This window comes from Nocardia sp. NPDC057455, from assembly GCF_042802775.1.
GTDB lineage: Bacteria > Actinomycetota > Actinomycetes > Mycobacteriales > Mycobacteriaceae > Nocardia.
The window spans coordinates 1-26,032 of sequence record NZ_JBHVDM010000095.1 but is presented as its reverse complement, the minus strand read 5'-3'; the positions used below and the strand labels follow the sequence as shown (position 1 = coordinate 26,032).

General features: G+C 71.2%; 23 protein-coding genes and 1 riboswitch. Of the genes, 19 read left to right on the top strand and 4 right to left on the bottom strand.

Annotated elements, in window-relative coordinates:
• Window positions 1-47: 47 nt before the first annotated feature.
• The gene (locus tag ACFU5M_RS28395; RefSeq protein WP_379053962.1) at window positions 48-458 is read right to left on the bottom strand and encodes a DUF3040 domain-containing protein; all 411 of its coding nucleotides are present in this window, start codon (window positions 456-458) and stop codon (window positions 48-50) included.
• 170 nt (window positions 459-628) lie between these two features.
• Window positions 629-1,069: an SAV_6107 family HEPN domain-containing protein gene (locus tag ACFU5M_RS28390; RefSeq protein WP_039797092.1), complete on the bottom strand. Its 441-nt coding sequence runs from the start codon at window positions 1,067-1,069 to the stop codon at window positions 629-631.
• 170 nt (window positions 1,070-1,239) lie between these two features.
• Here ACFU5M_RS28390 and ACFU5M_RS28385 point away from each other — a divergent pair, with 170 nt between their 5' ends.
• The 5 genes from ACFU5M_RS28385 (at window position 1,240) to ACFU5M_RS28365 (ending at window position 6,400) form a co-directional block, all read left to right on the top strand.
• Window positions 1,240-1,851, top strand: a complete 612-nt coding sequence (locus tag ACFU5M_RS28385) for a GNAT family N-acetyltransferase (RefSeq protein ID WP_379053960.1) — start codon at window positions 1,240-1,242, stop codon at window positions 1,849-1,851.
• 7 nt (window positions 1,852-1,858) lie between these two features.
• Window positions 1,859-3,424: a phytoene desaturase family protein gene (locus ACFU5M_RS28380; RefSeq protein ID WP_379053959.1), complete on the top strand. Its 1,566-nt coding sequence runs from the start codon at window positions 1,859-1,861 to the stop codon at window positions 3,422-3,424.
• A complete protein-coding gene (locus tag ACFU5M_RS28375; RefSeq protein ID WP_379053958.1) occupies window positions 3,409-4,290 on the top strand; it encodes a carotenoid biosynthesis protein in 882 nt (293 codons plus the stop codon). The genes ACFU5M_RS28380 and ACFU5M_RS28375 overlap by 16 nt, the downstream gene beginning before the upstream one ends.
• An 80-nt stretch (window positions 4,291-4,370) precedes the next feature.
• Window positions 4,371-5,153 carry an LppM family (lipo)protein gene (locus tag ACFU5M_RS28370; RefSeq protein WP_379053957.1) on the top strand — a complete coding sequence of 261 codons (783 nt, stop codon included), beginning with the start codon at window positions 4,371-4,373 and terminating at the stop codon, window positions 5,151-5,153.
• Window positions 5,154-5,188: 35 nt separating this feature from the next.
• Complete coding sequence (locus tag ACFU5M_RS28365) at window positions 5,189-6,400, top strand: glycosyltransferase (RefSeq protein WP_379053956.1); 1,212 nt, start codon at window positions 5,189-5,191, stop codon at window positions 6,398-6,400.
• Here the strand turns inward: ACFU5M_RS28365 and ACFU5M_RS28360 are convergent.
• Window positions 6,384-7,091: a hypothetical protein gene (locus tag ACFU5M_RS28360; RefSeq protein ID WP_379053955.1), complete on the bottom strand. Its 708-nt coding sequence runs from the start codon at window positions 7,089-7,091 to the stop codon at window positions 6,384-6,386. The genes ACFU5M_RS28365 and ACFU5M_RS28360 overlap by 17 nt on opposite strands.
• A 390-nt stretch (window positions 7,092-7,481) precedes the next feature.
• A riboswitch (SAM riboswitch) is annotated at window positions 7,482-7,575 on the top strand.
• A gap of 27 nt (window positions 7,576-7,602) precedes the next feature.
• On the opposite strand from ACFU5M_RS28360, the gene ACFU5M_RS28355 reads away from it, so the two are divergent.
• The 10 genes from ACFU5M_RS28355 (at window position 7,603) to ACFU5M_RS28310 (ending at window position 18,644) form a co-directional block, all read left to right on the top strand.
• On the top strand, window positions 7,603-8,388 hold the full coding sequence (locus ACFU5M_RS28355) for a hypothetical protein (protein ID WP_379053954.1): 786 nt from the start codon (window positions 7,603-7,605) through the stop codon (window positions 8,386-8,388).
• A gap of 109 nt (window positions 8,389-8,497) precedes the next feature.
• Complete coding sequence (locus ACFU5M_RS28350) at window positions 8,498-10,117, top strand: ABC transporter substrate-binding protein (protein ID WP_379053953.1); 1,620 nt, start codon at window positions 8,498-8,500, stop codon at window positions 10,115-10,117.
• Window positions 10,118-10,119: 2 nt separating this feature from the next.
• Complete coding sequence (locus tag ACFU5M_RS28345; protein ID WP_379053952.1) at window positions 10,120-11,124, top strand: ABC transporter permease; 1,005 nt, start codon at window positions 10,120-10,122, stop codon at window positions 11,122-11,124.
• 131 nt (window positions 11,125-11,255) lie between these two features.
• Window positions 11,256-12,068: an ABC transporter permease gene (locus ACFU5M_RS28340; protein WP_379053961.1), complete on the top strand. Its 813-nt coding sequence runs from the start codon at window positions 11,256-11,258 to the stop codon at window positions 12,066-12,068.
• Window positions 12,065-13,687 (top strand): dipeptide ABC transporter ATP-binding protein, encoded by a 1,623-nt coding sequence (locus ACFU5M_RS28335; protein ID WP_379053951.1) that lies wholly within the window; start codon window positions 12,065-12,067, stop codon window positions 13,685-13,687. The genes ACFU5M_RS28340 and ACFU5M_RS28335 overlap by 4 nt, the downstream gene beginning before the upstream one ends.
• A 170-nt stretch (window positions 13,688-13,857) precedes the next feature.
• Window positions 13,858-14,184, top strand: coding sequence for a hypothetical protein (locus ACFU5M_RS28330; RefSeq protein ID WP_379053950.1), 327 nt, complete (start codon window positions 13,858-13,860; stop codon window positions 14,182-14,184).
• Window positions 14,184-15,317: an LLM class flavin-dependent oxidoreductase gene (locus tag ACFU5M_RS28325; protein ID WP_379053949.1), complete on the top strand. Its 1,134-nt coding sequence runs from the start codon at window positions 14,184-14,186 to the stop codon at window positions 15,315-15,317. The genes ACFU5M_RS28330 and ACFU5M_RS28325 overlap by 1 nt, the downstream gene beginning before the upstream one ends.
• Entirely contained in the window at window positions 15,314-16,684 is a 1,371-nt protein-coding gene (locus tag ACFU5M_RS28320) for an NtaA/DmoA family FMN-dependent monooxygenase (RefSeq protein ID WP_379053948.1), read from the top strand. Before ACFU5M_RS28325 ends, ACFU5M_RS28320 begins: the two co-directional genes overlap by 4 nt.
• The gene (locus ACFU5M_RS28315) at window positions 16,681-17,487 is read left to right on the top strand and encodes a DUF1684 domain-containing protein (RefSeq protein ID WP_379053947.1); all 807 of its coding nucleotides are present in this window, start codon (window positions 16,681-16,683) and stop codon (window positions 17,485-17,487) included. Before ACFU5M_RS28320 ends, ACFU5M_RS28315 begins: the two co-directional genes overlap by 4 nt.
• Complete coding sequence (locus ACFU5M_RS28310; RefSeq protein ID WP_379053946.1) at window positions 17,484-18,644, top strand: LLM class flavin-dependent oxidoreductase; 1,161 nt, start codon at window positions 17,484-17,486, stop codon at window positions 18,642-18,644. The genes ACFU5M_RS28315 and ACFU5M_RS28310 overlap by 4 nt, the downstream gene beginning before the upstream one ends.
• 196 nt (window positions 18,645-18,840) lie before the next feature.
• Here ACFU5M_RS28310 and ACFU5M_RS28305 read toward each other — a convergent pair whose 3' ends face one another.
• Window positions 18,841-19,842, bottom strand: coding sequence for a methylenetetrahydrofolate reductase (locus ACFU5M_RS28305; RefSeq protein WP_379053945.1), 1,002 nt, complete (start codon window positions 19,840-19,842; stop codon window positions 18,841-18,843).
• Between the two features lie 185 nt (window positions 19,843-20,027).
• On the opposite strand from ACFU5M_RS28305, the gene ACFU5M_RS28300 reads away from it, so the two are divergent.
• The 4 genes from ACFU5M_RS28300 to ACFU5M_RS28285 all read left to right on the top strand — a co-directional run bounded on the left by ACFU5M_RS28300 (window position 20,028) and on the right by ACFU5M_RS28285 (window position 25,583).
• Window positions 20,028-21,161, top strand: a complete 1,134-nt coding sequence (locus tag ACFU5M_RS28300; protein ID WP_379053944.1) for a polyprenyl synthetase family protein — start codon at window positions 20,028-20,030, stop codon at window positions 21,159-21,161.
• Between the two features lie 37 nt (window positions 21,162-21,198).
• Window positions 21,199-22,782 (top strand): phytoene desaturase family protein, encoded by a 1,584-nt coding sequence (crtI, locus tag ACFU5M_RS28295; protein ID WP_379053943.1) that lies wholly within the window; start codon window positions 21,199-21,201, stop codon window positions 22,780-22,782.
• A gap of 63 nt (window positions 22,783-22,845) precedes the next feature.
• Window positions 22,846-24,564, top strand: a complete 1,719-nt coding sequence (locus tag ACFU5M_RS28290; RefSeq protein ID WP_379053942.1) for an alpha-(1->6)-mannopyranosyltransferase A — start codon at window positions 22,846-22,848, stop codon at window positions 24,562-24,564.
• The gene (locus tag ACFU5M_RS28285; protein WP_379053941.1) at window positions 24,561-25,583 is read left to right on the top strand and encodes a phytoene/squalene synthase family protein; all 1,023 of its coding nucleotides are present in this window, start codon (window positions 24,561-24,563) and stop codon (window positions 25,581-25,583) included. The genes ACFU5M_RS28290 and ACFU5M_RS28285 overlap by 4 nt, the downstream gene beginning before the upstream one ends.
• Window positions 25,584-26,032: the final 449 nt, after the last annotated feature.

The following is a 26,032-nucleotide window of genomic DNA, read 5'->3' as shown; positions in this document are numbered from 1 at the left end:
CGGTGCGGCGTCGCCGGTTGTGCTGAAGTTGTCAGGCTACGGGCGAGCTATTCCTGCTCGAACCGCCGCCGGAAGCGATCCTCCATGCGCTCGGAGAAACCGCCCGATTTCCGCTGCCGGCCCCGTCCGCCCGAACCGGAGGACGCTTGGCTGCCGGACCGGTCGCTCTTGGCGACGTGCTTGGAGGTGCCGAGCAGCAGCAGGACACCTGCGCCGAACATCACGATGAACCCGATCAGGCTGATGATCGGGAAGCCGCCGGGCTTCACGGGCGCTGCGATGCCTGCGACGAGGAGAAAGAGGCCGAGGACGAACAACGCCGCGGCCTGGAGTCTGCGACGACTCGAGGTCGAACGTAGCCGTCCGCCGCGAACGGACGAGGCGAACTTGGGATCCTCAGCATAGAGAGCGCTCTCGATCTGTTCGAGCATGCGCTGCTCGTGCTCGGAGAGTGGCACGGTACCTCCCCCGGCACTAGGACGTGGCTGTCGCCTCCGGGTAGGCGACAGATAGCCGACCTTGGCGGCCATCTGTCACCAATGATACGAGTTCGATCAGGGCCAGACCACCTTATGGGCGCAGTCGGATTATGGGCGCAGTCGGACGTAGGCCGTCTTCAGGCCGACAACTAAGCGGTCATGCCGCCGGTTACTCCCGGGGCGGGCCGCAACCGAGCCGACGCCGCGAGGAGATCCTCCACGTCGTGGAGGAATGCCGCCACCCGCGAAGAGAACTCGTCCGCCTCGTGTTCATCGACATTCCGGTCCAGCCCCGCCTCCAGCGCTGCCCGGATCTCCGAGCGCGCGCTGAAGTAGTCGGCCCACATCACGAATTCCGGCGCGGCGCGCTGCATCAGCACCCACGCGTTGCGCGAGCGAGCCCGAGGTGCGGCGTCGGCGCCTGTGAGCGCGATCACCGCGCCCGCGCCGCGCAGCGCGGCCAGGTAGGCGGTGCGGAACCGCTCCCGCGGATCCCGTTCCCCAGCCGCCTGCATGAGCAACCCGTCCGCGCGCTCCAACAGCTTGCCGGCCCGGCCGGGCCGGCCGGGATGTTCCACTCGACCAGACATCGCCGTCCCTCCACCATCGCGTACCTTGGCCCGTATCCCGTCCTGGAGGCGGGGTACCCCACCGCTTTCCAGCACTGCCCGGACCGAACAGGTATTCGAACGTTTGAATTGAGCTTCAATATAGAGACGCCCACCGACAAACTTCCGCGTCCGCGCGACCGACGAGAGCCATGACCGCCCTCAAGCCCAATCACACTCCCGCGCCCGCCGTCATCGATCTCTCGGTGGCGGCTCTGCGCTCCCGGCTGCACGACGCGCTGGCGGTCTACGTGGCCGCCATGGACTATCCGCGCGGGACCGAGAACCATCGCGCGCCGATGTGGACCGAGCACACCACCCGGCCCGGTTGGCAGGCGGTCGCCGCGGTGCTGCCCGACGACTCCGGCCGGATCGATCTGCGCCACGCGCCGATCGTGGCGATCGCTTACGGCTATCGCGGCGCCGCCCACCAGTGGTGGCACCAGCAGGTGCACAGCGGAATGCGGCGCTCGGGCTGGCCGGAACACTCCGCGCGCGAATTGCTCTCGGACTACTTCGAGCTCACCGAGCTGCATGTGCATCCCGCCGCGCAGGGCCGCGGCATCGGCGGCACACTGCTGGAACGGCTGCTGCGCGACCGCACCGAGCGCGCCGTGCTGCTGTCCACGCCCGAGGTCGCCGGTGAGGACAATCGCGCCTGGCGGCTGTACCGCAGGCAGGGATTCACCGACGTGGTCCGGAATTTCGTGTTCGCCGGCGACAACCGTCCGTTCGCGATCCTCGGCCGGCGGCTGCCGCTGTGAGGGTCACGTGACGGTGGTCGTCGTCGGCTCGGGCCACAACGCCTTGGTCGCCGCGTGTTATCTCGCCCGCGCCGGGCACGAGGTCGAAGTGCTCGAACGCGACGACGTCCTCGGCGGCGCGGTGTCGACGGTCGAACGATTCCCGGGACATCGGGTGGACCGCGGCTCGTCGGCGCACATCATGATCCGCCACACCGGCATCGTCGAGGAACTCGAACTCGACCGCTACGGCCTGCGATACATCGACTGCGATCCTTGGGGTTTCACGCCCGCGCACGCGGGCCGTCCGGCCATGGTGTTCCATCGCGACCTGGAAGCGACCTGCGCGTCGATCGCGGCGGCTTGCGGTCCGCGGGACGCGGCCGCCTACCGCGGGTTCGTGCGGACGTGGGGTCCGCGCAGCGCCCGGGTGATGCGGGCCTTCGGCGGCGGACCGACGCCGGGCCGGCTGATGCGATCGTTCTGGGGACTGGAGGCGAAAGACGGCGGCAGCGCTCTCTCCCGCGAATTCCTGCAATCCGGCGACGCGCTGCTGGACGCCTGCTTCGAGGACGAACGGTTGAAGGCGTCGCTGGCCTGGTTCGGCGCGCAGTCCGGGCCGCCGATGTCGGAGCCGGGCACGGCGCCGATGGTGGGCTTCGCCGCGCTCATGCACACCCTGCCGCCGGGGCGCGCGATCGGCGGCAGCGGGGCGCTGACCACGGCTTTGGTGACGCGGCTGCGCTCCGACGGCGGGGTGGTGACCGCGGGTGACGCGGCGTCCGCGCTGCGCCGCGACGGGGACCGCTGGCGGGTGCGCACCGCTTCGGGCCGAGACCTGCGCGCGGACATGGTGATCGCGGGCTGCCATGTGCTGACCACGCTGGAGCTGCTCCGCGAGGGTGGCTTCGACGGCGCGGTGCTCGACGACTGGCGCAGGCGCATCCGCGTCGGTCCCGGGATCGGGATGGTGGTGCGAGCCGCCACGTCGGCGCTGCCCCGCTACTCCGGCAGCCCGGTCGATCATTCCGCTCACGGCCTGCAATTCCTGGTGTCCGACCGCGCGCAGCTGCGCCGGGCGCACGGTGCGGCCCTGGCCGGGGACCTACCGCCACGACCGGTGGTCCTGGCCATGAGCTTCAGCGCTCTCGACCCGACCATCGCGCCGCCCGGTGAGCATCAGCTGTCGCTGTGGGCGCAGTGGCACCCGTACCGCCTTGCCTCCGGCGCCGACTGGGCCGACCTCGCGCGGCAGGAGGGCGACCGGATCATCACCGAAGTGGATTCGTACGCACCCGGTTTCGCGGAGACGGTGCTGCACAGGTACGTGCAGACGCCGGTGGACCTGGAGCGCGAACTGGGGCTCGTCGGCGGCAACGTCATGCACGTGGAGATGTCGCTGGACCAGATGATGCTGTGGCGACCGCTGCCCGAGCTGGCGGGGCAGCGGGTGCCCGGTGCGCGGGGGCTGTATCTGACGGGCGCGTCCACCCATCCCGGCGGCGGCGTCTCCGGCGCCAGCGGCCGCACGGCCGCCGCCCTCGCGCTACGCGACCTGCACCGGCGCGGGCTGTCCCGGTGGCTACGACGATGACGGACGCGGGCGACCGGCCGCATGCCCCGGCGGAAGGCACCGCGCCCGAACACTCCGCGGACCCGCTGTCCCGGTATCGCCCGAAAAAACTTCTCCTGCCCGCCGTCCTCGTGCCGCTGACGATCGTCGCGCAGATCGGATATCCGCTGACCACGGGCGGTGCGCGCGACCATGTCACCGTCGCCATCGTCCTGCTCTCCACCGGCGCCGCGCTGGCGCACGCGTCGGCGACCAGAGGATTGCGCTATGCCGTCGGCTTTCTGACCATCGTCTCCGGCATCGGGCTCACGGCCGAGGTGATCGGTACCGCGACCGGCATACCGTTCGGCTGCTACGAGTACGCGACCGACCGGCTCGGACCGGCCTTGCTCGAGGTGCCGTTGATCATCCCGCTGGCCTGGACCGGCGGGATGTATCCGGTGTGGGTGGCGGCCGGAATGCTCGCGCGGCACACGGTCGCCCGAATCGTATGGACGGCGGCCGGCGCGGTGGGCTGGGATCTGTTCCTCGATCCGCAGATGGTGGCCGACGGACAGTGGACCTGGTGTGACACCCGCTCCGGACTACCCGGGCTGGACTGGATCCCGCTGACGAACTATCTGGGCTGGTTCGGCGTCGCGCTCGTGATGGGTGCGGTGCTCGCCGTCTGGGAGCTCGCGGCGCCGGCTCCGGTGCGGCCGCCGCGGACGTACGGCCGCGCGATCGCGCTCGTCGTTCCGGTGGCCTTGTTCCTGTGGACCTGGCTCGGGTCGGCGCTGGCCCACGCGGTGTTCCTCGATCTTCCGTCTTCCGCCGGATACGGGTTCGCCGGTATGGGCCTGCTGGGCGTTCCCCTGCTGGTCGCCCTGGCTCGCGCGCGCCGCTGACCCGGAGCCGCATTCCGTGCCCGGCGCGCCGACGCGCGCTGCGACTGTCGCGTTTCATTCCGGGCCGTCGGCCTGGCACGATGTCACCCGTGCAGCCGAGTCCCGTCCTCACGAAGCCCGATGCCCCGGACCTCCCGCAGCGGCGGGCCCCACGCCGCGGCGTGCGTGTCGCGTCGGTGGTCCTGCTCGCGGCGATGCTGGTGCCGATGCTCGCGGGCTGCCTGCGGGTGCAGGTCTCGATGGGAGTCTCGTCCAACGACCGGGTGTCCGGCCGGATCGTCGCCGCCGTGGTGCCCGCCGATGCCGGGGACAAGGGCCCGCAGTTGAAGGCGCCCGAGACGCTGGCGGCCAAGTTGCGGGTGGAGCCGTACGCCCAGGACGGCTACACCGGCAGCCAGGTGTTCTTCGAGGACCTGTCCTTCGGTGATGTGCAGCAGCTCGGCCAGCTGTCCGAGCAGACCCAGGGCATGTTCCAGTTGCAGTTCCAGCGCACCGGCGACCTGGTCAGCCTGAGCGGGCGGGTCGATCTGAAATCTCTGCCGCCGCACGGCTCGGACGTGCAGTTGACCATCGCGTTCCCGGCCCGCGTCGCCAAGACCAACGGCAGCCGCGAGGGCGACAACGTCGTCTCCTGGAAACTGCCGCCCGGCGAAGTCTCCAGGCCGCAGGCCGAGGTCAGCTACGCCGACCCGAACACCCGCTCGTTCGCGGGCTGGGCGGGCATCGCGGGCGGCATCACGCTCGCGGTGGCCGCCATCGTCGCGGCGATGGCGTACATGGACCGCAATCCCGCACCGCCCGGCGCGCCGGAAGTCGGCTTCTCCCTGAACCGCTGGTGGCGCTCGGTGACGCAGAATCGCTGAGCGGCAGGCCGGTGCGCCGCGATAGCGTGGCCCGCATGGTGAGTGCCGACCTGCCGAAGACGTTGCGCGCGAACTCGATCCTGCCGACCTTCGCCACCGCGGTGGCGGCGCTCGGCGCGGGCATCGCGCTATACAACCGGATCACCGTGCACCGGTTGACGAACGCCCCCACGACGGTGATCGAACCGGTCACCGTCTGCGTCCCGGCGCGCAACGAGGCCGACCGGCTACCCGCCCTGATCAGCGACCTGCGCGCCCAGGTCGGCGTTGCGCGCCTGGTGGTACGCATCCTGGACGACGCGTCCACCGACGACACCGGCGCTGCCGCCCGAGCGGCGATCGGCGACGACCCGCGTTTCACCCTGCTGCGCACCGAGTCCGATCCGGTCGCCGGCTGGACCGGGAAGGCCGCCGCCTGTGTCCGGCTGGCGGAGGAGGTGTCGACGCCGGTGCTGATCTTCCTGGACGCCGACGTGCGGCTGGCCCCGACCGCGCTCGCCGCGGCGGTCGGCGCGCTGCGCAGACGTGGAGCCGCGCTGGTCTCGCCGTGGCCCCTGCAAGTGGCCGATTCCGTGGCGGAGGCCGTGGTGCAGCCCCTGCTGTGCTGGTCGTGGGCTTCGACACTGCCGATCGGCGTGGCCGAACGAAGTCTGCGGCCCGCTACGGCGGTGGCCTGCGGCCAGTTCCTCGTGTTCGACAATGCCGCGTACCGTGCGGTCGGCGGCCACACGGCCGTGGCCGGGAGCGTCACCGAGGACCTCGACATCGCCCGCACGTTGCGGCGAGCCGGTCACGCCACCGTTCTGGTGGCCGCGGGAGAGCTGGCCCGCACCAGGATGTATCGCGGCGCCGCCGAACTGGACGCGGGCTACACTCGCTGGCTTTGGTCGGCCTACGACGGCACGGTCACGGGCGGAGCGGCGGTGGGATCTGTTGCCGCCTTTGCCTATTGGGTACCACCCGTGGCCGCGGTGCTCGGCCGGGGCGCGGTTCGCCGGACGGGCGCGATCGGCTGGCTCGCCGCCGTCGCCGGGCGACTGCTGGCCCGCTCGACCGAAACCGGCGGCCCGCTGGGACGCTCGGATGTGCTGGCCGCCCTCGCGCATCCGGTGTCGGTGGCGGCGTATCTGCTGCTGTGGGCGCGTTCCCACCGGGCCCGCCGCCGCGGCACGGCGCACTGGAAGGGGCGCTCGCTCACCGGAACGGCACCGCGCCGCGACGGCCGCGACATCATGGGACCGCGGTGATTCCGACCGTCGGCAGGAAGAAGCAGGACTTGGCGCCGTTCTGGACCGTGCCGAACACCGCGGCGAGAACGGTGCCCTTGCCGGTGTCCACCGGGACCGCGCGCACCCCGCCCATCGGAAGGGCCGCGAAGAGGAAGTCGCGGATCGCCTGCTCGGCACCGGCCCGCAGGTCCGCTGGAACGGCCGCGGGGATCATCGCGCGGGCGACTTCGGGCAGCGGACCCATGGCGGCCGTTCCGCTGCGTCCGTTGCTCAGGTTGAGCCAGGCCACCTGCATCCCCGCGGTATTCGCGCCGTCCGGTCCGAGGCCGTAGGGCACGAAGGTGAACATGGCCTGCCCGGCCTTGACGGCGCTGAGGTCCAGGCCGGGAAGCTGCACGGTGTTCTTCGGCCACGGCCCGGGAATGGCGCCCGCCACCGCGGGCGCCAGACCGGCGGTGGTGTTGTCGAGGCAGAACGCCGACGCGCTCGGGTACGCGAACGGCTGGATACCGAGCGCGCGCAGCGCGTCGAGCGCGGTTTGGTAAGCGCCGAACAGGTCACCGGGGGCGGCGATCGGCGCGGAAAGATCGGAGAACGCGGGAATCGTGGCCTCCGGAGCCGCGAACGCGGCACCCGGCCCGGCGAGCACGAGGGCGACCGAACCGGTCGCGACAGCGGACAACTGGGTCAGACGGCGCAATATGGTCACTTATCCTCCTCATCGGCGGAACGATCGAGGGGCACAGTACTCCGGCAAACGGCTCCAACAGCACAGATTGCGTACAGCAATTTCATGGCGAGTCTTGTTTGCCCGAAACTGGCCTCCGCGTGGCCGACTCGCGTTTCCAGCCCTGGCGATAGTCGTATGCTGCATCCGGCCGCCGGTATACGGCGCGAACGCCCATCCGCGAGGACGTGACAGGCTCGCACCGCCCTCGGCACAGCAGCGCAGCAGCGCACGCCTGGTTACTACAAGAACCCGATCTATCCGCGTAGACAAGATCTACGCTCACGGTGATTACTTCTCTTGTTCCAGCCTTCTCCTGCTGGGCATCATGATTCGGCTTGCCCCTGACATCGGTTGACAGGGGGTCGGCGCCAACCATCCAGAGCGACCGAGAGACCTGGCTCGTCGACGTCGCAGCAACCCCCCGGCCACCGGGTGCGGGTGCTTCCGCCGGGACCGATGGAGGAATCGAAGTGATCATCGAGGACCCGTCATGAGTGCGTCCACCGCACCCGACGCCGCCGCACCCGAAACCGTCGCGCCGCGTGAACCGGTCCCGACCGGCGCACTCGCCCCCGCGCCGGAATCCGCCGATTCCGGCACGACGCCGCCTGTGGCCGAGACCCGGCATCCCTGGCGCTGGGTGGTCGGTGCCGCCGCACTGATCCTGCTCGCCCAGTTCGTGCACGGGCTGGCGACCAATCCGGGCTGGGACTGGCCGACGTTCGCGCGATACGTCACCGCGAATTCGGTGCTGTCGGCGTTGCGGGTCACCGTGGAGCTGACCATCTGGGGCACGGCGCTGGGCTTTCTGCTCGGCACCGCGCTCGCGGTCGCCCGGCTGTCGAACGGCGTCGGCAGCGGCACCAATCAGTTGCAACTGCTGGTCAAGTGGAACGAGCAGAACCGGGCCGACGGGCTGGCGCCGATCGACATCGCCTACTTCCAGCAGGTCACCGACTACTACCTGGCGCTGGCCTCACAGCGGCTGGACGGCTATCTCGGCCCCAACCCGACCGCGATCTACCACGCGGCCACCGCGAAGCAGACCAAGATCGTGGGCACCTTCTCCGGTGCGGGCGAGGCGCTGCAAGGTGAGATCGCGGTGCTCACCAAGAAGGACAACGGGCTGATCACCGCCGTGCAGCACGCGCTGGCCTACGCCCCTAGAGCACGGCGCCTACCAGCAGGTGATCGACCGCTGGGGCCTGCGCAACGAAGCGGTCACCGAATCTCGAATCAATCCACCCGGCCTGCCCGAGAAGCGCTGAGCCGATGACGCAGCAGTGCCGCCGTATGCCCGGCCGACCGTTGGCGATCGGTGTCGCCGATGCCTTTCCCCACCCGCGCGAGCAGCTCGCCCGCCTCGACGTATCTGGAGTCGCCTCGTGATCCGAACCCGTCACCGAATCGTCGCGCTGGCCGGCGCGCTCGCCGCGGCCACCACCGTGGCCGCCTGCGGCAGTGATTCGGCCGCGCCCGGCGGCGACGCGGGCCCGCCCCGTCCGGGCGGCACCCTGCGCTACGGCCTGTCCCAGGCGCCGACCTGCTCGGACCCGGCCCAGGCAGGCACCAACCAGACGTTGTACGTGGCCCGGCAGATCGTGGATTCGCTGACCGACCAGGATCCGACCACCGGCGAGCTGAAGCCGTGGCTGGCGCAGAGCTGGGAGGCGACCCCCGACGCGAAGGTCTTCACCTTCCGCCTCGTCGACGGCGTCACCTTCAGCGACGGCACGCCGCTCACCGCCGACTCGGTGCGCAACACGTTCGATTCGGTCGTGCAGCTCGGCTCGGGCAAGGCGCCCTTGGGCAGCAGCTACCTCACCGGCTACGTGGGCACCACCGCCGTCGACCGGCTCACCGCACGGGTCGAGTTCAGCAAACCCAACGCCCAATTCCTACAGGCGTCCTCGACCGCCCAGCTCGGCATCCTGGCCGACGCGACCACGGCGAAGCCGGCCGAGCAGCGCTGCCTCGGCGACAACGTCGGCAGCGGGCCGTTCACCTACGCGGCCTATCGCCAGGACTCGTCCGCGACGCTGGCCAAGCGCACCGGCTACCACTGGGGTTCGGCGGTGTTCGCCCATCGCGGCGAGGCCTACCTGGACAAGATCGAGTTCACCGTGGTGCCCGAATCCGGCGTGCGCACCGGCAGTCTCGCCTCCGGACAGCTGGACGCGATCAGCGACGCGCTGCCGCAGGACGCTCCGCAGATCGAGGCGGCGGGCGGCCGGGTGCTCAGCACCGCCAACCCTGGTGTGCCGTTCGGCTTGCAGGTGAACGTCACCCGCGGACCGCTGCGCGATCCGGCGGTGCGCCGGGCGCTGCTGCCCGCCCTCGATCGCAGGCAACTGGTGGACACCGTGCTCGGCCCGAAGTTCAAGCCCGCCACCAGCACGCTGGCCAGCACCACACCCGGTTACACCGACCTGTCGACGCGCCTGGCCCACGACCCGGCGAAGGCGCGCACCATCCTCGACCAGGCCGGCTGGGCGCCCGGCCCGGACGGCATCCGGACGAACAACGGTGCGCGGTTGACGTTCTCGGTGCTGTTCAGCCAGGTCTTCGCGGGCAACCAGGCGATCCTCGAACTGGTGCAGCAGCAGCTGCGGCAGGTCGGCGTCGAGCTGAAACTGGACCTGGTGTCGGTGGCGGAGACCACGGCACGGCAGAACACCAAGGACTTCGACACCTTCTACGGCAACACCACCCGCGCCGACGGCGACATCCTGCGCACCTCCTTCGGTCTGGAAGGGCGCAATCTCAATTCCCGCGGCCCCATCCCCTCCTTGGACGACGCACTGAACGGACAGGTTGCCACCCTCGACACTCCGACCCGCAACGGGCTCATCCGAACCGCGCAGGAGCAGGTGCTCGACGCCGGGCTGCTGATCCCGACCGTCGAGCTGTCCCAGGCGATCGGGGCGGGTGCGAACACGCAGGATCTGAAGTTCGAGGCCTCGGCGCGGTTGCAGTTCTTCGACACCTGGCTGAGCGGACGATAGTCGTGGCGCGCTATCTGGTCCTGCGGGCATTGCAGGCGATCTGGGTGCTGTGGGCGGCGTTCACGCTGTCGTTCGTGGTGCTGTACCTGCTGCCCGCCGACCCGGTCTCGATCGCGGCCGACGGCGGCGGCTCGGGCACGCCGGTGGACAAGGCCGCCATCGCCGAATTGCAGGCCCGCTACGGGCTGGATCGGCCGCTGTGGGAGCAGTATTGGACCGCGCTCGGGCATGCCGTGCGCGGCGATCTCGGGCACTCCATCGCCACCGGGCAGCCGGTCACGGGCGCGATCGGTGACGCGCTGCCCGCCACGCTCGCATTGACCGGCACCGCGCTGTTCTTCGCGGTCATCGGTGGCGTCGCGCTGGCGTTCGCGGCGTCTCAGAGCCGTCGGCCGTGGCTGCGCAACGCCTTGGCCGCGCTGCCGTCGCTGGGTGTCTCGGTGCCCACCTTCTGGACCGGACTGCTGCTGCTGCAGGTGTTCTCGTTCCAGCTGCGGCTGGCGCCCGCGTTCGGCGGGCACGGGTTCGCGGGCACGGTGCTGCCCGCGCTCACCCTGGCGCTGCCGATCGGCGCGGTCATCGCGCAGGTGCTCACCGCCGGGCTGGAGACGACCTGGCGTCAGCCGTTCGTCGACGTGGCCCTGGCCAAGGGCGGATCACGCTGGTGGGTGCAGCGCACGCACGTGCTGCGCCCGGCCAGTGTGCCCGCGTTCACCATCGCGGGAGTGCTGGTGGGCAACATGCTCGCCGGATCGGTGGTGGTGGAGACGGTTTTCGCCCGCCAAGGCGTCGGGCGGCTGACCCAGACCGCGGTGCTGGCGCAGGACATCCCGGTGGTGCAGGGCATCGTGCTGCTCACCTCGGTGGTGTTCGTCAGCGTCAATCTCGCGGTGGATCTGCTGTATCCGCTGCTCGATCCGCGCATCGCCGCCCGCTCCCGCGCCGTGGGCAGCCGGTCCGAGCAGACCGCCGTCGACGCCGCCGAGGAGGCGATCATCCGTGCCTGAAGCCGCTTACGTCATTCGTACCGCCGCCGGACTCGCGCTCGGCGCGCCGCCGGCCGAGGAGGTGAAAACTCGTGGTTGACGTCATCGAAGACGGACGCGCAGCGGTGCTGCCCTGGCTGCGGCGCCCGGCCGTGAGCTGGGAGTGGCTGCGCGGCAATGCCGGACTGCTGGTCGCGGGCGCGGTCGCACTGCTCGCCGTGGGATGGGCGCTGGCGCCGTCGGTCTTCGCCGGCGGCGACCCGCTGACCGGCGTGCCCGCCCAGAAATTCCAGGGCCCCAGTGCCGCGCACTGGTTCGGCACCGACAATCTCGGGCGCGATCTCTACACCCGAACGGTGCACGGCGCCGGTCTCTCGCTGACCGCCACTCTGGCCGCCGTCGGCATCGCACTCGTCGCCGGGTCGCTGCTCGGGCTACTGTCCGGCGCGATCGGCGGCGTGGTCGACGCCGTCGTCATGCGGCTGGTCGATGTGCTGCTGTCGGTGCCCGCGCTGCTGTTGTCGCTCGCGCTGGTCACCGCGCTCGGCTTCGGCACCGGCAACGTGGCGATCGCGGTGGGTGTTTCGCTGGTGGCCAACTTCGCGCGGGTGATGCGATCGGAAGTGCTGCGGGTCCGGCAGGCGGTGTACGTGGAGGCGGCCAACGCCGCGGGTGTGCGCTGGTACACGGTACTGGCCAGGCACGTGCTGCCCAATTCCTACCAGCCCGTACTCGCCTTGGCCGCGGTCGAATTCGGCATGGCGGTGCTGGCCGTGTCGGCGCTGAGCTTCCTCGGTTACGGCGCGAAGCCACCGACCCCCGAATGGGGCACGCTGATCTCGGAAGGCCGCAACTACCTCGCGACCGCGTGGTGGATGACCACCCTGCCCGGGTTCGTCATCATCGCCGTCGTGCTCGCCGCCCAGCGCCTCGGACGCGCGATCGGGAAGGGAGAACACGCGTGAACGCCCCGGCAGCTCCGCTGCTGCACGTCGAGGACCTGCGAGTTCGTTACCGGTCCCGGACCGGCGCGGCCACCGCGTTGGACGGTGTGTCGCTCACCGTGGCCCGCGGCGAGGTGGTGGCGCTGGTCGGCGAATCCGGCTCAGGCAAGTCCACGCTCGCCCACGCCGTGATCGGCCTGCTCGGGGCGAACGCCGAGATCACCGAGGGGACCGTGACCTTCGACGGCGCCCTGGTCGACACCGGATCCGAACGCGCCCTGCGACGGCTGCGCGGAGCTCGCATCGGTTTCGTCCCGCAGGACCCAGGGCTGTCGCTGAACCCCGTCCGGCGCGTCGGCGACCAAGTGGCCGAAGCACTGCTGGTGCACGGGATGGCCGACCGCAAGGCCGCGCGGGCGCGGGCGATCGACCTGCTGGCCGACGCCGGACTGGATCGGCCGCAGCTGCGGGCCGGTCAGTACCCGCACGAGCTGTCCGGCGGGCAGCGCCAGCGGGTACTGATCGCCGCGGCGCTGGCCTGCGCACCGGACCTGGTCATCGCCGACGAACCGACCAGCGCGCTCGACGCGACCGTCGCGCGCCGGGTACTCGACCGGCTCGCCGAGCAGATCGCGGCGCGCGGCACGGCGGTGCTGCTGATCACCCACGATCTGGCCGTCGCCGCCGAACGCGCCGATCGGCTCGTCGTGCTCAACGGCGGCGAGGTGGTGGAGAGCGGTCCGACCGCCGGACTGCTGGCCGCGCCGCGCCACCCGTACACCAAGCGTCTGCTCGCCGCATCGCCCGGCCTCGCTCCGCCCGGTGGCTACCGCGAGCCCAAGCCACGCGACGGCGAGCCGCTGCTGGTCTTGCGCGAGGTGCACAAGACCTTCCGGGCACACGGAGGCGACAGCGTGACCGCGGTGGCCGGGGTCGGCTTCGAACTCGGCCGCGGCGAGACCCTGTCGCTGGTCGGCGAATCCGGATCGGGCAAGTCCACTACCGCGCGGATCGCGTTGCGGCTCACCGAAGCCGATCGCGGCGAGGTCACCTTCGACGGGCAGCCGCTGTCGAAGGCCCGCGGGTCGCGACTGCGCGCGCTGCGCAAGCGCTTCCAGGTGGTGTATCAGAACCCCTACGCCTCACTGGACCCACGCTGGCGGGTGGGCGCGATCATCGAAGAACCATTGCGCGCGTTCGGGATCGGGAACCGCGCACAGCGGCGCGACCGGGTGGCGGAGTTGCTCACGCAAGTCGCGCTCCCTTCCGGCTACGCCGAGCGCAGGCCTGCCGAGCTGTCCGGCGGACAGCGTCAGCGCGTCGCCATCGCCAGGGCACTGGCACTGCATCCGGAGTTGCTGGTGCTCGACGAACCGGTCTCCGCGCTGGACGCCTCGGTGCAGGCGCAGATCCTCGAACTACTGGACCGCCTGCAAGCCGAGCTGTCGCTGAGCTACCTGTTCATCTCGCACGATCTGGCGGTGGTGCGCCGCATCAGCGACCACGTCGCGGTGCTGCGGCACGGCCGCATCGTCGAAACCGGCCGCACCGCGGAGATATTCGGCAATCCCCGGCACGAGTACACCCGCGAGCTGTTGTCGGCCATTCCGGCACCCGCCGTCGCGAAAGCCGTGTCGTGATGCCGGGGCCGACCTACCGCCACAGCCGCGTGCTCAAGCGGCAGCGCTGGACCCCGTGCCGCAGCCGCCCGGAACCCGCCGTCGCGTCCTGCGCAATCACCCCTCCCCGCTCACCGGAGCCCACCACCGGTCACAAGCCGTGGTGGCACCGACCGAAAAGGATCGCCCTGATGGTGTATTCCGCCTTCAACCGGAAACCGGCCGCCACCGACGCCGAACCGCCCGCCGCGCCGGACATCCCGGCCGCCTTCGCAATCGATCCGGCCCGCTGGTGGCGCACCCGCCTGCGTGCCCCGCGTGCCGCCGATACCTCCGGCAACCCTCGCGTGCACGCCGTCGCCCCGGTCCGCGCCGAGCGCGACCGTCGCGCGGTCCGGTCCTCGCGTGGCATGCGCGCCGCACTGTGGCAGCAGGCGTTGTTGCTGGGACCCGATGTCGCCGGATCCGGGACCCACCCGGCGCTGCGGCAGCAGATCGACGCGGAGGGCACGGCCTGATGGCGCACTCCGGCTTCTTCCTCGCCGTCGAAGCGGCGGGGACCGGCGCGCACCCCGCGTCCTGGCGGCGTGCCGACTCGCGCGCGGAGGACCTGTTCACCGGGCGGTACTGGGTCGAGGTGATCGTCGCGGCCGAACAGGCAGGTCTCGACGCGGTATTCCTGCCCGACTCGTTCGGCTTGCAGCCCGGCGGCCCCGGCACCACCCGCGGCAGGCTGGACGCGGTCGCGATCGCCGCCCGCGTCGCCGCCGCCACACACCGCGTCGGATTGATCCCCCAGGCGCCGGTCACCCACACCGAACCGTTCCATCTGGCCAAGGCGATCCAGAGCTTGGACTTCGCCGCGCTCGGCCGGGCGGGCTGGGAGGTCACCGTCTCCGAAGGAGACGAGCAGGCGCGGGCGTTCGGGCGCAAACCGGCGCAGGCCGCGCCCGCGCTGTGGCACGAGGCCGACGAGGCGATCGAGGTCGTCACCCGGCTGTGGGACAGCTGGGAGGACGACGCGGAGATCCGTGACGTCTCGACCGGCCGCTTCATCGACCGGGACAAGTTGCACTACATCGACTTCATCGGAGACAACTTCGCGGTGAAGGGGCCCTCGATCACCCCGCGCTCGCCCCAGGGCCGCCCGATCGTCGCGGTGCGCGCCGACGGCGCGGCCGATGCCGAGGTCGCGCTGCGCCGCGCCGACCTGATTCGGATCAGCGCGGACGATCTCGACGCGGCGCGAGCACGGCGCACCGGGTTGCGTGCGGCGCTGGCGGCCGCGGGACGCGATCCCGACAGCGTGCACGTGCTGCTGGATCTCGACATCCATCTGGCGGACTCCACGGACGCGGCACACGCGGAACTGCGCACCCTCGACAGCTGGGCCGACCCGGTTGTCGCCCCCGCACCCAGCACCCTGCGCCACCTCGGGACCGCCGAGACACTGCGCGAGGTGCTCGCGGCCGTGGACAGCGCCGAGGCCGCCGACGGCGTCGTCCTGCGGCCTCTCGCGCTCCCCGCCGCCGTACGCCAACTGTCCGCGCTCGATCAGAAGCCTCTGTCCACCAGCACATTACGTGCTCGTCTCGGTCTGCCCCGGCCGGCCGGCCGCTACGCCACCAGCACGGAAGGGCCGCCGTCGTGACCAACAAGCCTCGCAAGCCCGTCCATCTCGCCGCCCACTTCCCGGGCGTGAACAACACCACCGTCTGGAGCGACCCCGAGTCGGGCAGCCAGATCGATTTCGCGTCGTTCGAGCATCTGGCGCGCACCGCCGAGCGCGGCCTGTTCGACTTCTTCTTCCTCGCCGAAGGGCTGCGGCTGCGCGAACACCGCGGGCGCATCCACGATCTCGACGTCGTGGGCAGGCCGGACACCTTCACCGTGCTCAACGCGCTGGCCGCGGTGACCGAGAAGCTCGGGCTGGCGGGCACTATCAACAGCACCTACAACGAACCGTTCGAGCTGGCCAAGCAATTCGCCTCGCTCGACCACCTCTCCGGCGGGCGTGCGGCCTGGAACGTCGTCACCTCCTCCGACGCCTTCACCGGCGAGAACTTCCGGCGCGGCGGCTATCTCGAGCACAGCAAGCGCTACCAGCGAGCGGCCGAGACCGTCGAGGTGACCCGGGCGCTGTGGGACAGCTGGGCCGCGGACTCCCTGGTCGTCGACCGGGAGGCCGGAGTGTTCGCCCGGGAAGTCCCCGAAACCCGCCATCGCGGAACACAGTTCGACATCGCCGCCCGATTCGTGCTGCCGCCGAGCCCGCAGGGCCACCCGGTGCTGTTGCAGGCGGGCGACTCCGACGACGGCCGGGAATTCGGCGCGGCCACGGCCGACGCGATCTTCACCGGCCACGGCACCCTCGAGGACGGGCAGCGTTTCTACGCGGACGTGAAGGGCCGCCTGGCCAAATACGGTCGCACCCCGGACGAGTTGAAGATCCTCCCCGCCGCCACTTTCGTCCTCGGCGACACCGAGGCCGAGGCACAGGAACGCGCCAGGCACATCCGCCTCCAGCAAGTCGGCCCGCAGACCGCGATCGCCTTCCTCGAACAGGTCTGGGGCCGGGATCTGTCCGGCTACGACCCGGACGGACCGCTGCCCGACGTCGAGCCCGTCGACGACGCGAACATCACCCGCGGCCGCGTGCGCCACGCCAAGGATCCCCGCGCGGTCGCCGAAGCCTGGCGGGCCAGAGCCGAAGCCGAAGGGCTCAGCATCCGGGAGTTGATCATCGAGGTCACCGCGCGCCAGCAGTTCGTCGGCACGCCGGCGGCGGTCGCCGAGCAGATCGACACCTACGTGCAGTCCGACGCCGCGGACGGATTCATCCTCGTCCCGCACCTCACCCCGCACGGCCTGGACGAATTCGTCGACCGGGTCGTCCCGGAACTCCAGGAACGCGGCAGCTTCCGCACCGAGTACGCCGGAGCCACCTTGCGCGACCACCTCGGCCTGCGCCATCCCCACCGTCGCACCACCGCCCACGAAGGAGCCAAAGCGTCATGACCACGAGCATCACCACCGTTTTCGAGACCGAGTGGGCGCACTGGCACCACGCGCGGGAAGACCAACTGCGCGACCCGCTCGGCTTCCTCGGCCTGACCGGGCTGCACTGGCTCACCGACCGCCCCGAACGGCTGCTGGACGTGCCCGGCACCTGGTGGGTCACCGACGAGAAGGTGTTCATCACCGCCCAGCCCGCCGACCGGCTGGAATACGACGGGCTCGGCATCGCGGGCGTACAGATCGTCACGCCCGCGGAAGGGGCGCCCGGCCTGCATGTCCGGCAGGAGCGGCGGGTGCTCGAGGTGATCCGTCGCACGGGTCGCTACGCCGTCCGGGTGCACGACCCCGCCTCGCCCGCCCTGTTGACCTTCGACGGCATCCCGGCCTACCGGCCCGATCCGCGCTGGGTGGTCTCCGGGCGCTTCACGCCGTTCGAGCAGCAGCGGACCGTGATCACCGGCGCCGTGATCGAGGGCCTCGAGCACCACCACAGCGCCGCGGGCACCATCGAATTCCGCATCGGCGAGGTGACCGAACGCGTCGTCGCGTTCGGCGACCGGGACAACCTGCGGGTGTTGTTCACCGACGCGACGAGCGGTGTGACGACCTACCCGGCGGCGCGCTCGCTGACCGTGGGCACACCGGAGGCGGACGGCACAGTGGTGCTGGACTTCAACCGCGCGGCGAATCTGCCATGCGCCTTCACCGATTTCGCGACCTGCCCGGTAGCGCCCGCGCAGAACCGGCTGCGCGTGGCCATCGAGGCGGGCGAGCAGGATCCGCGGCAGGGACGTGCGGCATGAGCGGCCGGTTCGTTCCCCTCTCGATCCTCGACCTGTCCCCGATCAGCGCGGGCTCGACGGCGCAGCAGGCGCTGCGCAACACCGTCGATCTGGCCCAGCACGCCGAACAGTGGGGCTATCACCGGTATTGGCTGGCCGAACACCACTTCGTCTCGGTGGCCAGTTCCTCCTCGATCACCCTGATCGGGTTGGTCGCGGCGGCCACCGATCGCATCCGGGTGGGTTCGGCGGCGGTGCAGGTGGGTCATCACACCTCGGCCTCGATCGTGGAGGCGTTCGGCACGATCGACGCGCTGTACCCGGACCGGCTGGACCTGGGTCTGGGCCGGTCGGGTCATCGGCGCGGCCAGTTCGGGGCGGAAGCCGCGCGACCCACGCGCGGCAAGCCGGTGGTCGACACCGTAACCGGGCGCACCGAGGTCCGGGACGGCGTGGTCGTTCCACCGCCGTTCGACCCTGGCCGCATCCTGGACCGGTCCAAGTTCGTCGCCGCGGTGGGCGCGCTCCAGCAACAAGGCGCCCAGCCGCTGGACTTCGCCGAGCAGGTCGACGAGGTGCGCGCCCTGCTGGACGGCACCTTCGTCAGCCCGGAAGGCGTTGCGCTGCACGCGGTTCCCGGCGAGGGCGCGCGGGTGCGATTGTGGCTGTTCGGCAGCACCGCGGGCGAGAGCGCGGAACTGGCGGGACGGCTGGGGTTGCCGTTCGCCGCGGCCTATCACGTCTCGCCGGGCACCGCACTGGACGCGATCGAGGCGTATCGCGCGGCGTTTCGCCCGTCCGCCGAGCTGGCCGAGCCGTACGTGGTGATCTCCGCCGATGTGGTCGTGGCCCCCGACGACGCGACCGCACGGCGGCTGTCCGCGAGCTACGGCCACTGGGTGCACAGCATCCGCAGCGGCGCGGGCGCGGCCGACTATCCCGATCCGGCGACCGTCGCACCGCTCACCGCGGAGCAGCGGCGCCTGGTCGACGATCGCCTCGCCACCCAGTTCGTGGGGTCACCGGGCACCGTCGTGGAGCGGCTATCCGCGCTGCAACGCGTCAGCGGAGCGGACGAACTGCTGGTGACCACGATCACCCATCGGCACGCCGATCGATTGGAATCGCATCGGTTGCTCGCCGAGGCATGGGGGCTGCGTGCGGCCCGCGCGGCCTGACCCGGCGCCGATACGTGGCCTCGTGCGCACCGGCCCGCGGGGCCGGAGGTCACCGACGCCACCACGGTGCCCGCCGGTGTGGCTCGCCCGCACCGACCTTCGAACGCGCCATCCGAGCCGGGCAGCCGCCGTTCGCGTCGCGGAGCAGCCGGTGACGCACACGTAGCGCCCACCCTGCTCAGAGCGGCGGGAGGACTCAGACGCCGACCGGGTCGGCCGTGACGCCGTAACCGAGGTTGGTCAGTACCTCGCTGGTCGCCTTGGCGAAATTGAGCGTGATGAAGTGCAGGCACGGCGCGCCCTCGCCGATCAGCCGCTGGGCGATCTCGGTGGCGATCTCGATGCCGGCCGCGCGCACCGCCGCGGCGTTCTCCACACCGCCGTCGCCCGCCGCCGCGCGCAGCCGCCGCATGACCGAGTCGGGCAGCGGCCTGCCGCACAGCTCCTCGGCGCGCTGCACCGTGCGCAGCGACGTGATCGGCATCAGCTCCGGGATGATCGGCTTGGCGCCCTCGATCGGGTCCAGCGCCGCGAGCCGATCCCGCAAGCGCAGGTAGTGCTCGACGTCGAAGAACATCTGGGTGATCGAATACTCCGCTCCCGCGCGTAGTTTCGCGGCGAGGTAAGCGGTGTCGGTCGCCAGGTCCGGCGAGCGGTGGTGGCCCTGCGGGAACGATGCCACGCCGACGTGGAAATCACCGAGGTCGCGCACGATGCGCACCAGCTCCTCGGCGTAGGAGACGCCCTGCGGGTGCTTGTGCCACTCCCCCAGCGGGTCACCCGGCGGGTCGCCGCGCAGCACCAGGATGTTGCGTATTCCGGAATCGGCGTACGCGCCGACCAGCGAGCGCAGCTCGGCGACGCTGTGCTCCACCGCGGTCAGGTGCGCAACCGGCAGCAGCGTCGTCTCCTGCGCCAGCTCCCCGGTCACCCGGACGGTGCGATCGCGAGTGGAACCACCCGCGCCGTAGGTCATCGACACGAACGCGGGGTGCATGCACTCGAACTGCCGCACGGCGCGCCACAGCCGCGCCTCGGCGGCGGCGTCGCGAGGCGGATTGAACTCCACGGAGAACGGCACAGCATGCCCCGCGTGAGCCCGCAGACTCTGTACTACCGAGGGTGTTCCAGAGACGTTCGGGTGCGTCCGGGACGGCCGGCCAGGGGTCGAGCTGCCCCGCACGTTGTCGAAAGTCACCGGTTCAGTGTAGAGGTGGCCGGTGGCGGCCCCGTCGGGTCGTTCGGACGCCCCGCGTATTCTTCGCATCGAGCGACATGTTCGCCACGCCGAGCGACACGCGCGACCGTTCCCCGCTCGGCCCCGAATCACCCGCAGCGCCCGGGCACCCTCCGCGACCCCGTGCGTCCACCATCCGCACGACCTTGGAGGCTCCTCTGTCCGCCGCAACCGGTACTCAGACGCCGCGTCCCGCGGTGCCGCAGCCGGGCACCCCCGCCTTCGTCACCGCCGTGGAAGACGCCCTGACCAGTTTCTTCGCCACCCGCCGCCCGACGACCGAGCACCTCGGCCCGGTCTTCGTCGAGGCCACCGACGCGCTCGAGCAGTTCGTGCTGCGCGGCGGGAAACGCACCAGGCCCGCGTTCGCGTGGACCGGCTGGCTCGGCGCGGGCGGCGATCCGCACGCACCCGAGGCCGCCGCGGTGCTCACCGCCTGTTCCGCGCTCGAACTCGTCCAGGCCTGCGCGCTGATCCACGACGACATCATCGACTCCTCCCGCACCCGTCGCCGCTTCCCCACCGTGCACGTCGACTTCGAACAGCGCCACCGCGACCGCGGCTGGGCGGGCGACTCGGCGCACTTCGGCGCCAGCGTGGCCATCCTCGTCGGCGATCTGGCGCTGTCCTGGGCCGATGACATGGTGCACGCGTCCGGGCTGGCTCCCGCGGCCATCGCCCGGTTCGCCCCGGTATGGGCCGACATGCGCACCGAGGTGCTCGGCGGTCAGCTGCTCGACATCAACGGCGAGGCGGGCGGCGACGAATCGGTCGAGGCCGCGTTGCGGATCAACCGCTACAAGACCGCCGCCTACACCGTCGAACGCCCGCTGCACCTCGGCGCCGCGATCGCCGCCGCCGACCAGCAGTTGATCGAGGCCTACCGCGGGTTCGGCACCGCCATCGGGATCGCCTTCCAGCTGCGCGACGACCTGCTCGGCGTGTTCGGCGATCCGGCGGTCACCGGCAAGCCCTCCGGCGACGACCTGCGTGAAGGCAAGCGCACCGTGCTGCTGGCCGAGGCGCTGCGCCGCGCGGACGAGACCGACACCGCCGCGGCCGCACTGCTGCGTTCGAGCATCGGCACCGACCTGAGCGCCGAGCAGGTGCAGCGGCTGCGTGCGCTGCTGATCCAACTGGGCGCGGTCGACGAGGTGGAGCGCCGGATCGGCGAACTCACCGACAGGGGTCTGGCCGCCATCGAGGCCGGGCCTGCGACGCCGGTGGCCAAGGAACGGCTGCGCGCGATGGCGCTGGCCGCGACCGAGCGCGCGGCGTGAGCACGACTTCGGGCGCCACGGCGAGGAGGCGAATCGGATGAGAACCGTTGCGGGACCGACCGATCGCGTCGTGGTGGTCGGCGCCGGACTGGCCGGACTGTCGGCCGCCCTCCACCTGACCGGCGCCGGTCACACCGTCACCCTGCTCGAACGGGCCGACCACCCCGGCGGCCGGGTAGGGCGCTACCAGGGCGCCGACTACGACATCGATTCCGGCGCCACCGTCCTCACCCTGCCCGAACTGATCACCGACGCGCTCGCCGCCGTCGGCCGCGCCCCGGAGACCTGCGAACCCCCGCTGCGCATCCACCGGCTGGCGCCGGGCTATCACGCCAGGTTCGCCGACGGCGCCGAGATCAGGGTCTTCGCCGATCCGGACGCGATGGCCGCGGAGGTCGAGCGGACCTGCGGCCCGGCCGAGGCACGCGGATACCTGCGCCTGCGCGCATGGCTGGCGCGGGTCTACGCGGCCGAGTTCACCGAATTCATGGACACCAACTTCGATTCGCCGCTGGATATGGTGCGCCTCCCCGAGAAGCGCCGCGCTCTGGTCGAACTGGCACGTCTCGGTGGTTTCGGCAGACTCGGCCCTCGGGTGCGCCGGTTCCTGCGGGATCCACGCCTGGCGCGCCTGTTCACCTTCCAGGCCCTCTACGCGGGGATGCCGCCCGCGCAGGCGCTCGCCGTCTACGGCGCGATACCGCACATGGACACGTCGCTGGGCGTCTATTCCCCCGAGGGCGGTATGCGCGCGATCGCCGCGGCGCTGGCGCACGCGTTCACCGAAGCGGGCGGCACATTGGAACTGAACACCGAGGTGGTCGGGATCGATTACGCGGGTAGGCGGGCCCGGTGCGCCCGCACCGCCGACGGGCGCTCGTTCGACTGCGACGCCCTCGTGCTCACCGCCGACCTCGGCTCGCTCGACCGTTTCGGTGTGCGACCCCGGCGCGGGCTGCGCGCCTCGCCGTCGGCGGTCGTCGCGCACGGCACCGTCCCCGCCGTGGTCGCGGCGCGGTGGCCGGTGCAGGCGCACCACACCATCGAGTTCGGCCGGGCCTGGGACCGGACGTTCAGCGAGATCACCGCCCGCCGCGGCCGCGGCAAGCTGATGAGCGACCCTTCGCTGCTGCTGACCCGGCCCGCCCTGACCGATCCGAGCCAGTTCATCGAACGCGGCGACGGACGCCACGAGCCGTTCTCCTTGCTCGCGCCGTGCCCGAATCTCGCGGCGGCGCCGCTGGACTGGCCGCGTCTGGGCCCCGCCTACCTCCGCGAGCTGCTCACCGTGCTGGAAGCGCGCGGCTACCGGGGCATCGCCGAGCACTTCGCCGTCGACCGGCTCGACACGCCCCGGACATGGCTCGACCGCGGCATGCTGGCGGGCACACCGTTCTCCGCGGCACACCTCTTCCGGCAGACCGGCCCCTTTCGGACGAGCAATTTCCCGCGCTCCAGCGACAACGTGGTTATCGCCGGTTGCGGCACCACTCCGGGTGTGGGCGTGCCGACGGCCCTGTTATCCGGAAAACTGGCGGCAAACCGCATCGCGGGCGAGCTCGGGCGCACTTCGCGTGCGACCCCGCGCACCAGCCGGATAGTGTTCGAGACGACGCCGTAAACTAAGCGCCGACCTATTCGCTCGCGGTTGCGACCGCCGACCACTCGGGGGGACCGACACCAGATGGCATCCCCCGAAACGCGCACCGCAGAGGCCCCCTCCGCCGGTGACACCCGTCCCTCGTCGCCCGCCTCCGCACGTCGCGAATCGGCCACCCCCCGCGGTTTCCTGTGGTGGATGCGCACCTGCGCCGACTTCGCCAGAAGCCCGGAAGGCCATGCCGCCCTGCTCGGTTTCTTCGGCGCGGTCATGATCATGTTCGGCGGCTTCGGCGCGGGCAGCGTGCGCAAGCGCGACCCGCTGCTCGAGGCCATGCATCTGTCCTGGCTGCGGTTCGGGCACGGTTACGCGCTGTCGACCATCTGCATCTGGATTGGTGTGCTGCTCATGGTCACCGCCTGGGTCCGCCTCGGGCGTGCCACGATCGGCACCGGCGACCGGACCGGCGCCGAGGTGTCGCTCAACGAACTGCGCGCCATCGTCGGCATCTGGATCGCACCGCTGCTGTTCGCCGTGCCGATGTTCAGCCGCGACGCCTACTCCTACCTCGCCCAAGGCGCGCTGCTGCGCGACGGCTTCGACCCGTACCAGGTCGGACCCGTCGCGAATCCCGGTGTGCTGCTGGACAACGTCAGCCCGGTGTGGACCACCACCACCGCGCCCTACGGCCCGGTCTTCCTGCTGCTCGGCCGCGCGATCACCGCCGTGACCGGCGACAACGTGGTGGCGGGCACCATCGCGATGCGGCTGGTCATGCTGCCCGGCCTGGTGCTGATGATGTGGGCGGTGCCGTATCTGACCAAGCACCTCGGCGGCAAGCCGACCGTCGCGCTGTGGCTGGCGGTGCTCAACCCGCTGGTGCTGATCCACCTGATCGGCGGCGTGCACAACGAGATGCTGATGGTCGGCCTGATGTGCGCGGGCATCGCGCTGGTGCTGGAGCGCCACCATGTGGCGGGCATCGTGGTCGTCGCGATCGGCGTCGCCATCAAGGCGACCGCGGGCGTGGCGCTGCCGTTCCTGGTCTGGATCTGGATGCTGCACGAGCGCGAACGCCGCGCCGCCCAGCGGGTCGGACGCGATCCGGCGCACCTGCCCGCGAGCGAACAGCCGGGCGACGCCGCCGAGCCGACCGAGGACATGCCGCATCCCGCGCTCATGTTCGGCAAGATCGCCGGGCTCGGTCTGAGCGTGTTCGCGGTGGTGTTCGTCGCCGCCTCGGCCATCGCAGGCGTCGGCATCGGCTGGCTGACCGCGTTGTCCGGGTCGAAGAAGATCATCAACTGGCTGTCGCTGCCGACCGTGATGGCGCACGGGATCACCTGGATAACCCCGCTGCGGCTGGAATCGGTGCTCGAGGTCACCCGCGCGATGTGCGCGCTGGCCCTGGTCGCCGTGCTCGCCCTGACCTGGTGGCGGTTCCGGCACAGCGAGCGGGAGGCGGTGCTGGGCATCCTGATCGCGTTCGTCGCGATCGTCATCCTGTCCCCCGCCGCGCTGCCCTGGTACTACTCGTGGCCGCTGGCGCTGGCCGCCGGGTTCGCGCTGTCCACCACGACGCTGATGGCGCTGGTCGGCGTGTGCACCTGGCTGATGCTCGTCTTCCAGCCGGACGGTTCGATCGGCCTGTACAACTTCTGGCACGTCGCCGCCGCCACCTTCGCCGCGAGCGTCGCGGCGCTGTCGCTGCGCACGGTGGACCCGCTGCGCCTGCGCACCACGCCGCCGAGCACGGTCGCGGCCACGCCCGGCGAGGTTGCCGCCACGCCCGCCGCCCCATGACCGAAGCCCGGTTACCGAGTTCTGCCCTGCTTCCGCTCGCCTACCGCGAGTGCAGGCAGATCGCCGCGACGCACGGCCGCACCTACTTCCTCGCCACCCGACTGCTGTCGGCCGAGCGACGGCCCGCCGTTCACGCGCTGTACGCGTTCGCGCGCATGGTGGACGACGTCGTCGACCGGACGGGCCGCCCTACCTCCGGGCACGACAGCGACCCGGTCACCGAACTCGACCGGATCGAGCGGGACCTGCGGGCCGCGCTGGGATCGGACACCGGCGCGACCCGCAGCGGTGCGCCGCTGCCTTCCGGCCCGAACCAGGAGCACGAACGAAGCCGGGAAGCGGGGCCACTGCCGCGCGCCCTCGTGCTCGCCGCCGTCACCCACACCATCCACCGCTACGACATCGCCGAACAGCACTTCTGGACGTTCCTGGATTCCATGCGCATGGACGCGCCCGATGCCCCGTCCTTCCGTAACCGCTACGCCACCATGGCCGAGTTGCGCGACTACACGCGCGGCTCCGCGGCCGCGATCGGGTTGCAGCTGCTACCGGTGCTCGGCACGGTCGTGCCGGTGTCGGAGGCCGGACCCGCCGCCGCCGCGCTGGGCGAAGCGTTCCAGCTCACCAACTTCCTGCGCGACGTCGCGGAGGATCTCGACCGAGACCGGGTCTACCTGCCCGCCGATGCGCTCACCGCGTTCGGTGTCGACGACGACCTGCTGTTCGAGTGCCGGCGCACCGGCCGGACCGATCCGCGCGTCCGCCGGGCTCTCGCCCACCTGATCGCGGTCAACCGGGATCTCTACCGCCGCGCCGAACCCGGCATCGACCTGCTCGAACCCCGGGTACGCCCCGCCATCCGCACCGCGGCCACCCTCTACTCCGACATCCTGCACCACATCGAACGCAGCGACTACGCCGTCTTCGACCACCGCGCCGCGGTCCCCCGCCACCACCGTCTCCGCGTAGCCGCCACCGAATTCACCACCGCCACCCTCCGCAGCCGCCTCGACCGCTGACAACCGACCGGCCCATATCCGCGTCGCAGACGAATCCACGGCGAGTGCTGGGCCACGGTAGCGGCAAGATCCCAGCACGATGAGCAGCGCGCGGAAGTAAGCCGAGCCGAAACGCGACCAGTCCAGCGGCGAGATTTCGGCGAGGCGCGAGCAGGGAGAACCGCTCGTGCCCTCCGTCGCCGCCTTCGACAAACAGGCTCGGATCGGTCCGAGCGGGCCGCATCAGCACTAGGCCCGCCACCGACCGATTGCGAACTCGAATCGGCGCCACTACGGCCGACGCAACCACTTCACCCCGAGCCTGAGCGAAGCGACACCGCGCAGGGCCCGGTGCCCAAGGCACCAGCATCCACCTTGATCCCGCGTTGACCACCCCACGCGCCCACACCAGCTCAACCACCGGTTTCGAGCGAAGCGAGACCGAGCATGTCCCGTTCGCGGCCCGGCTC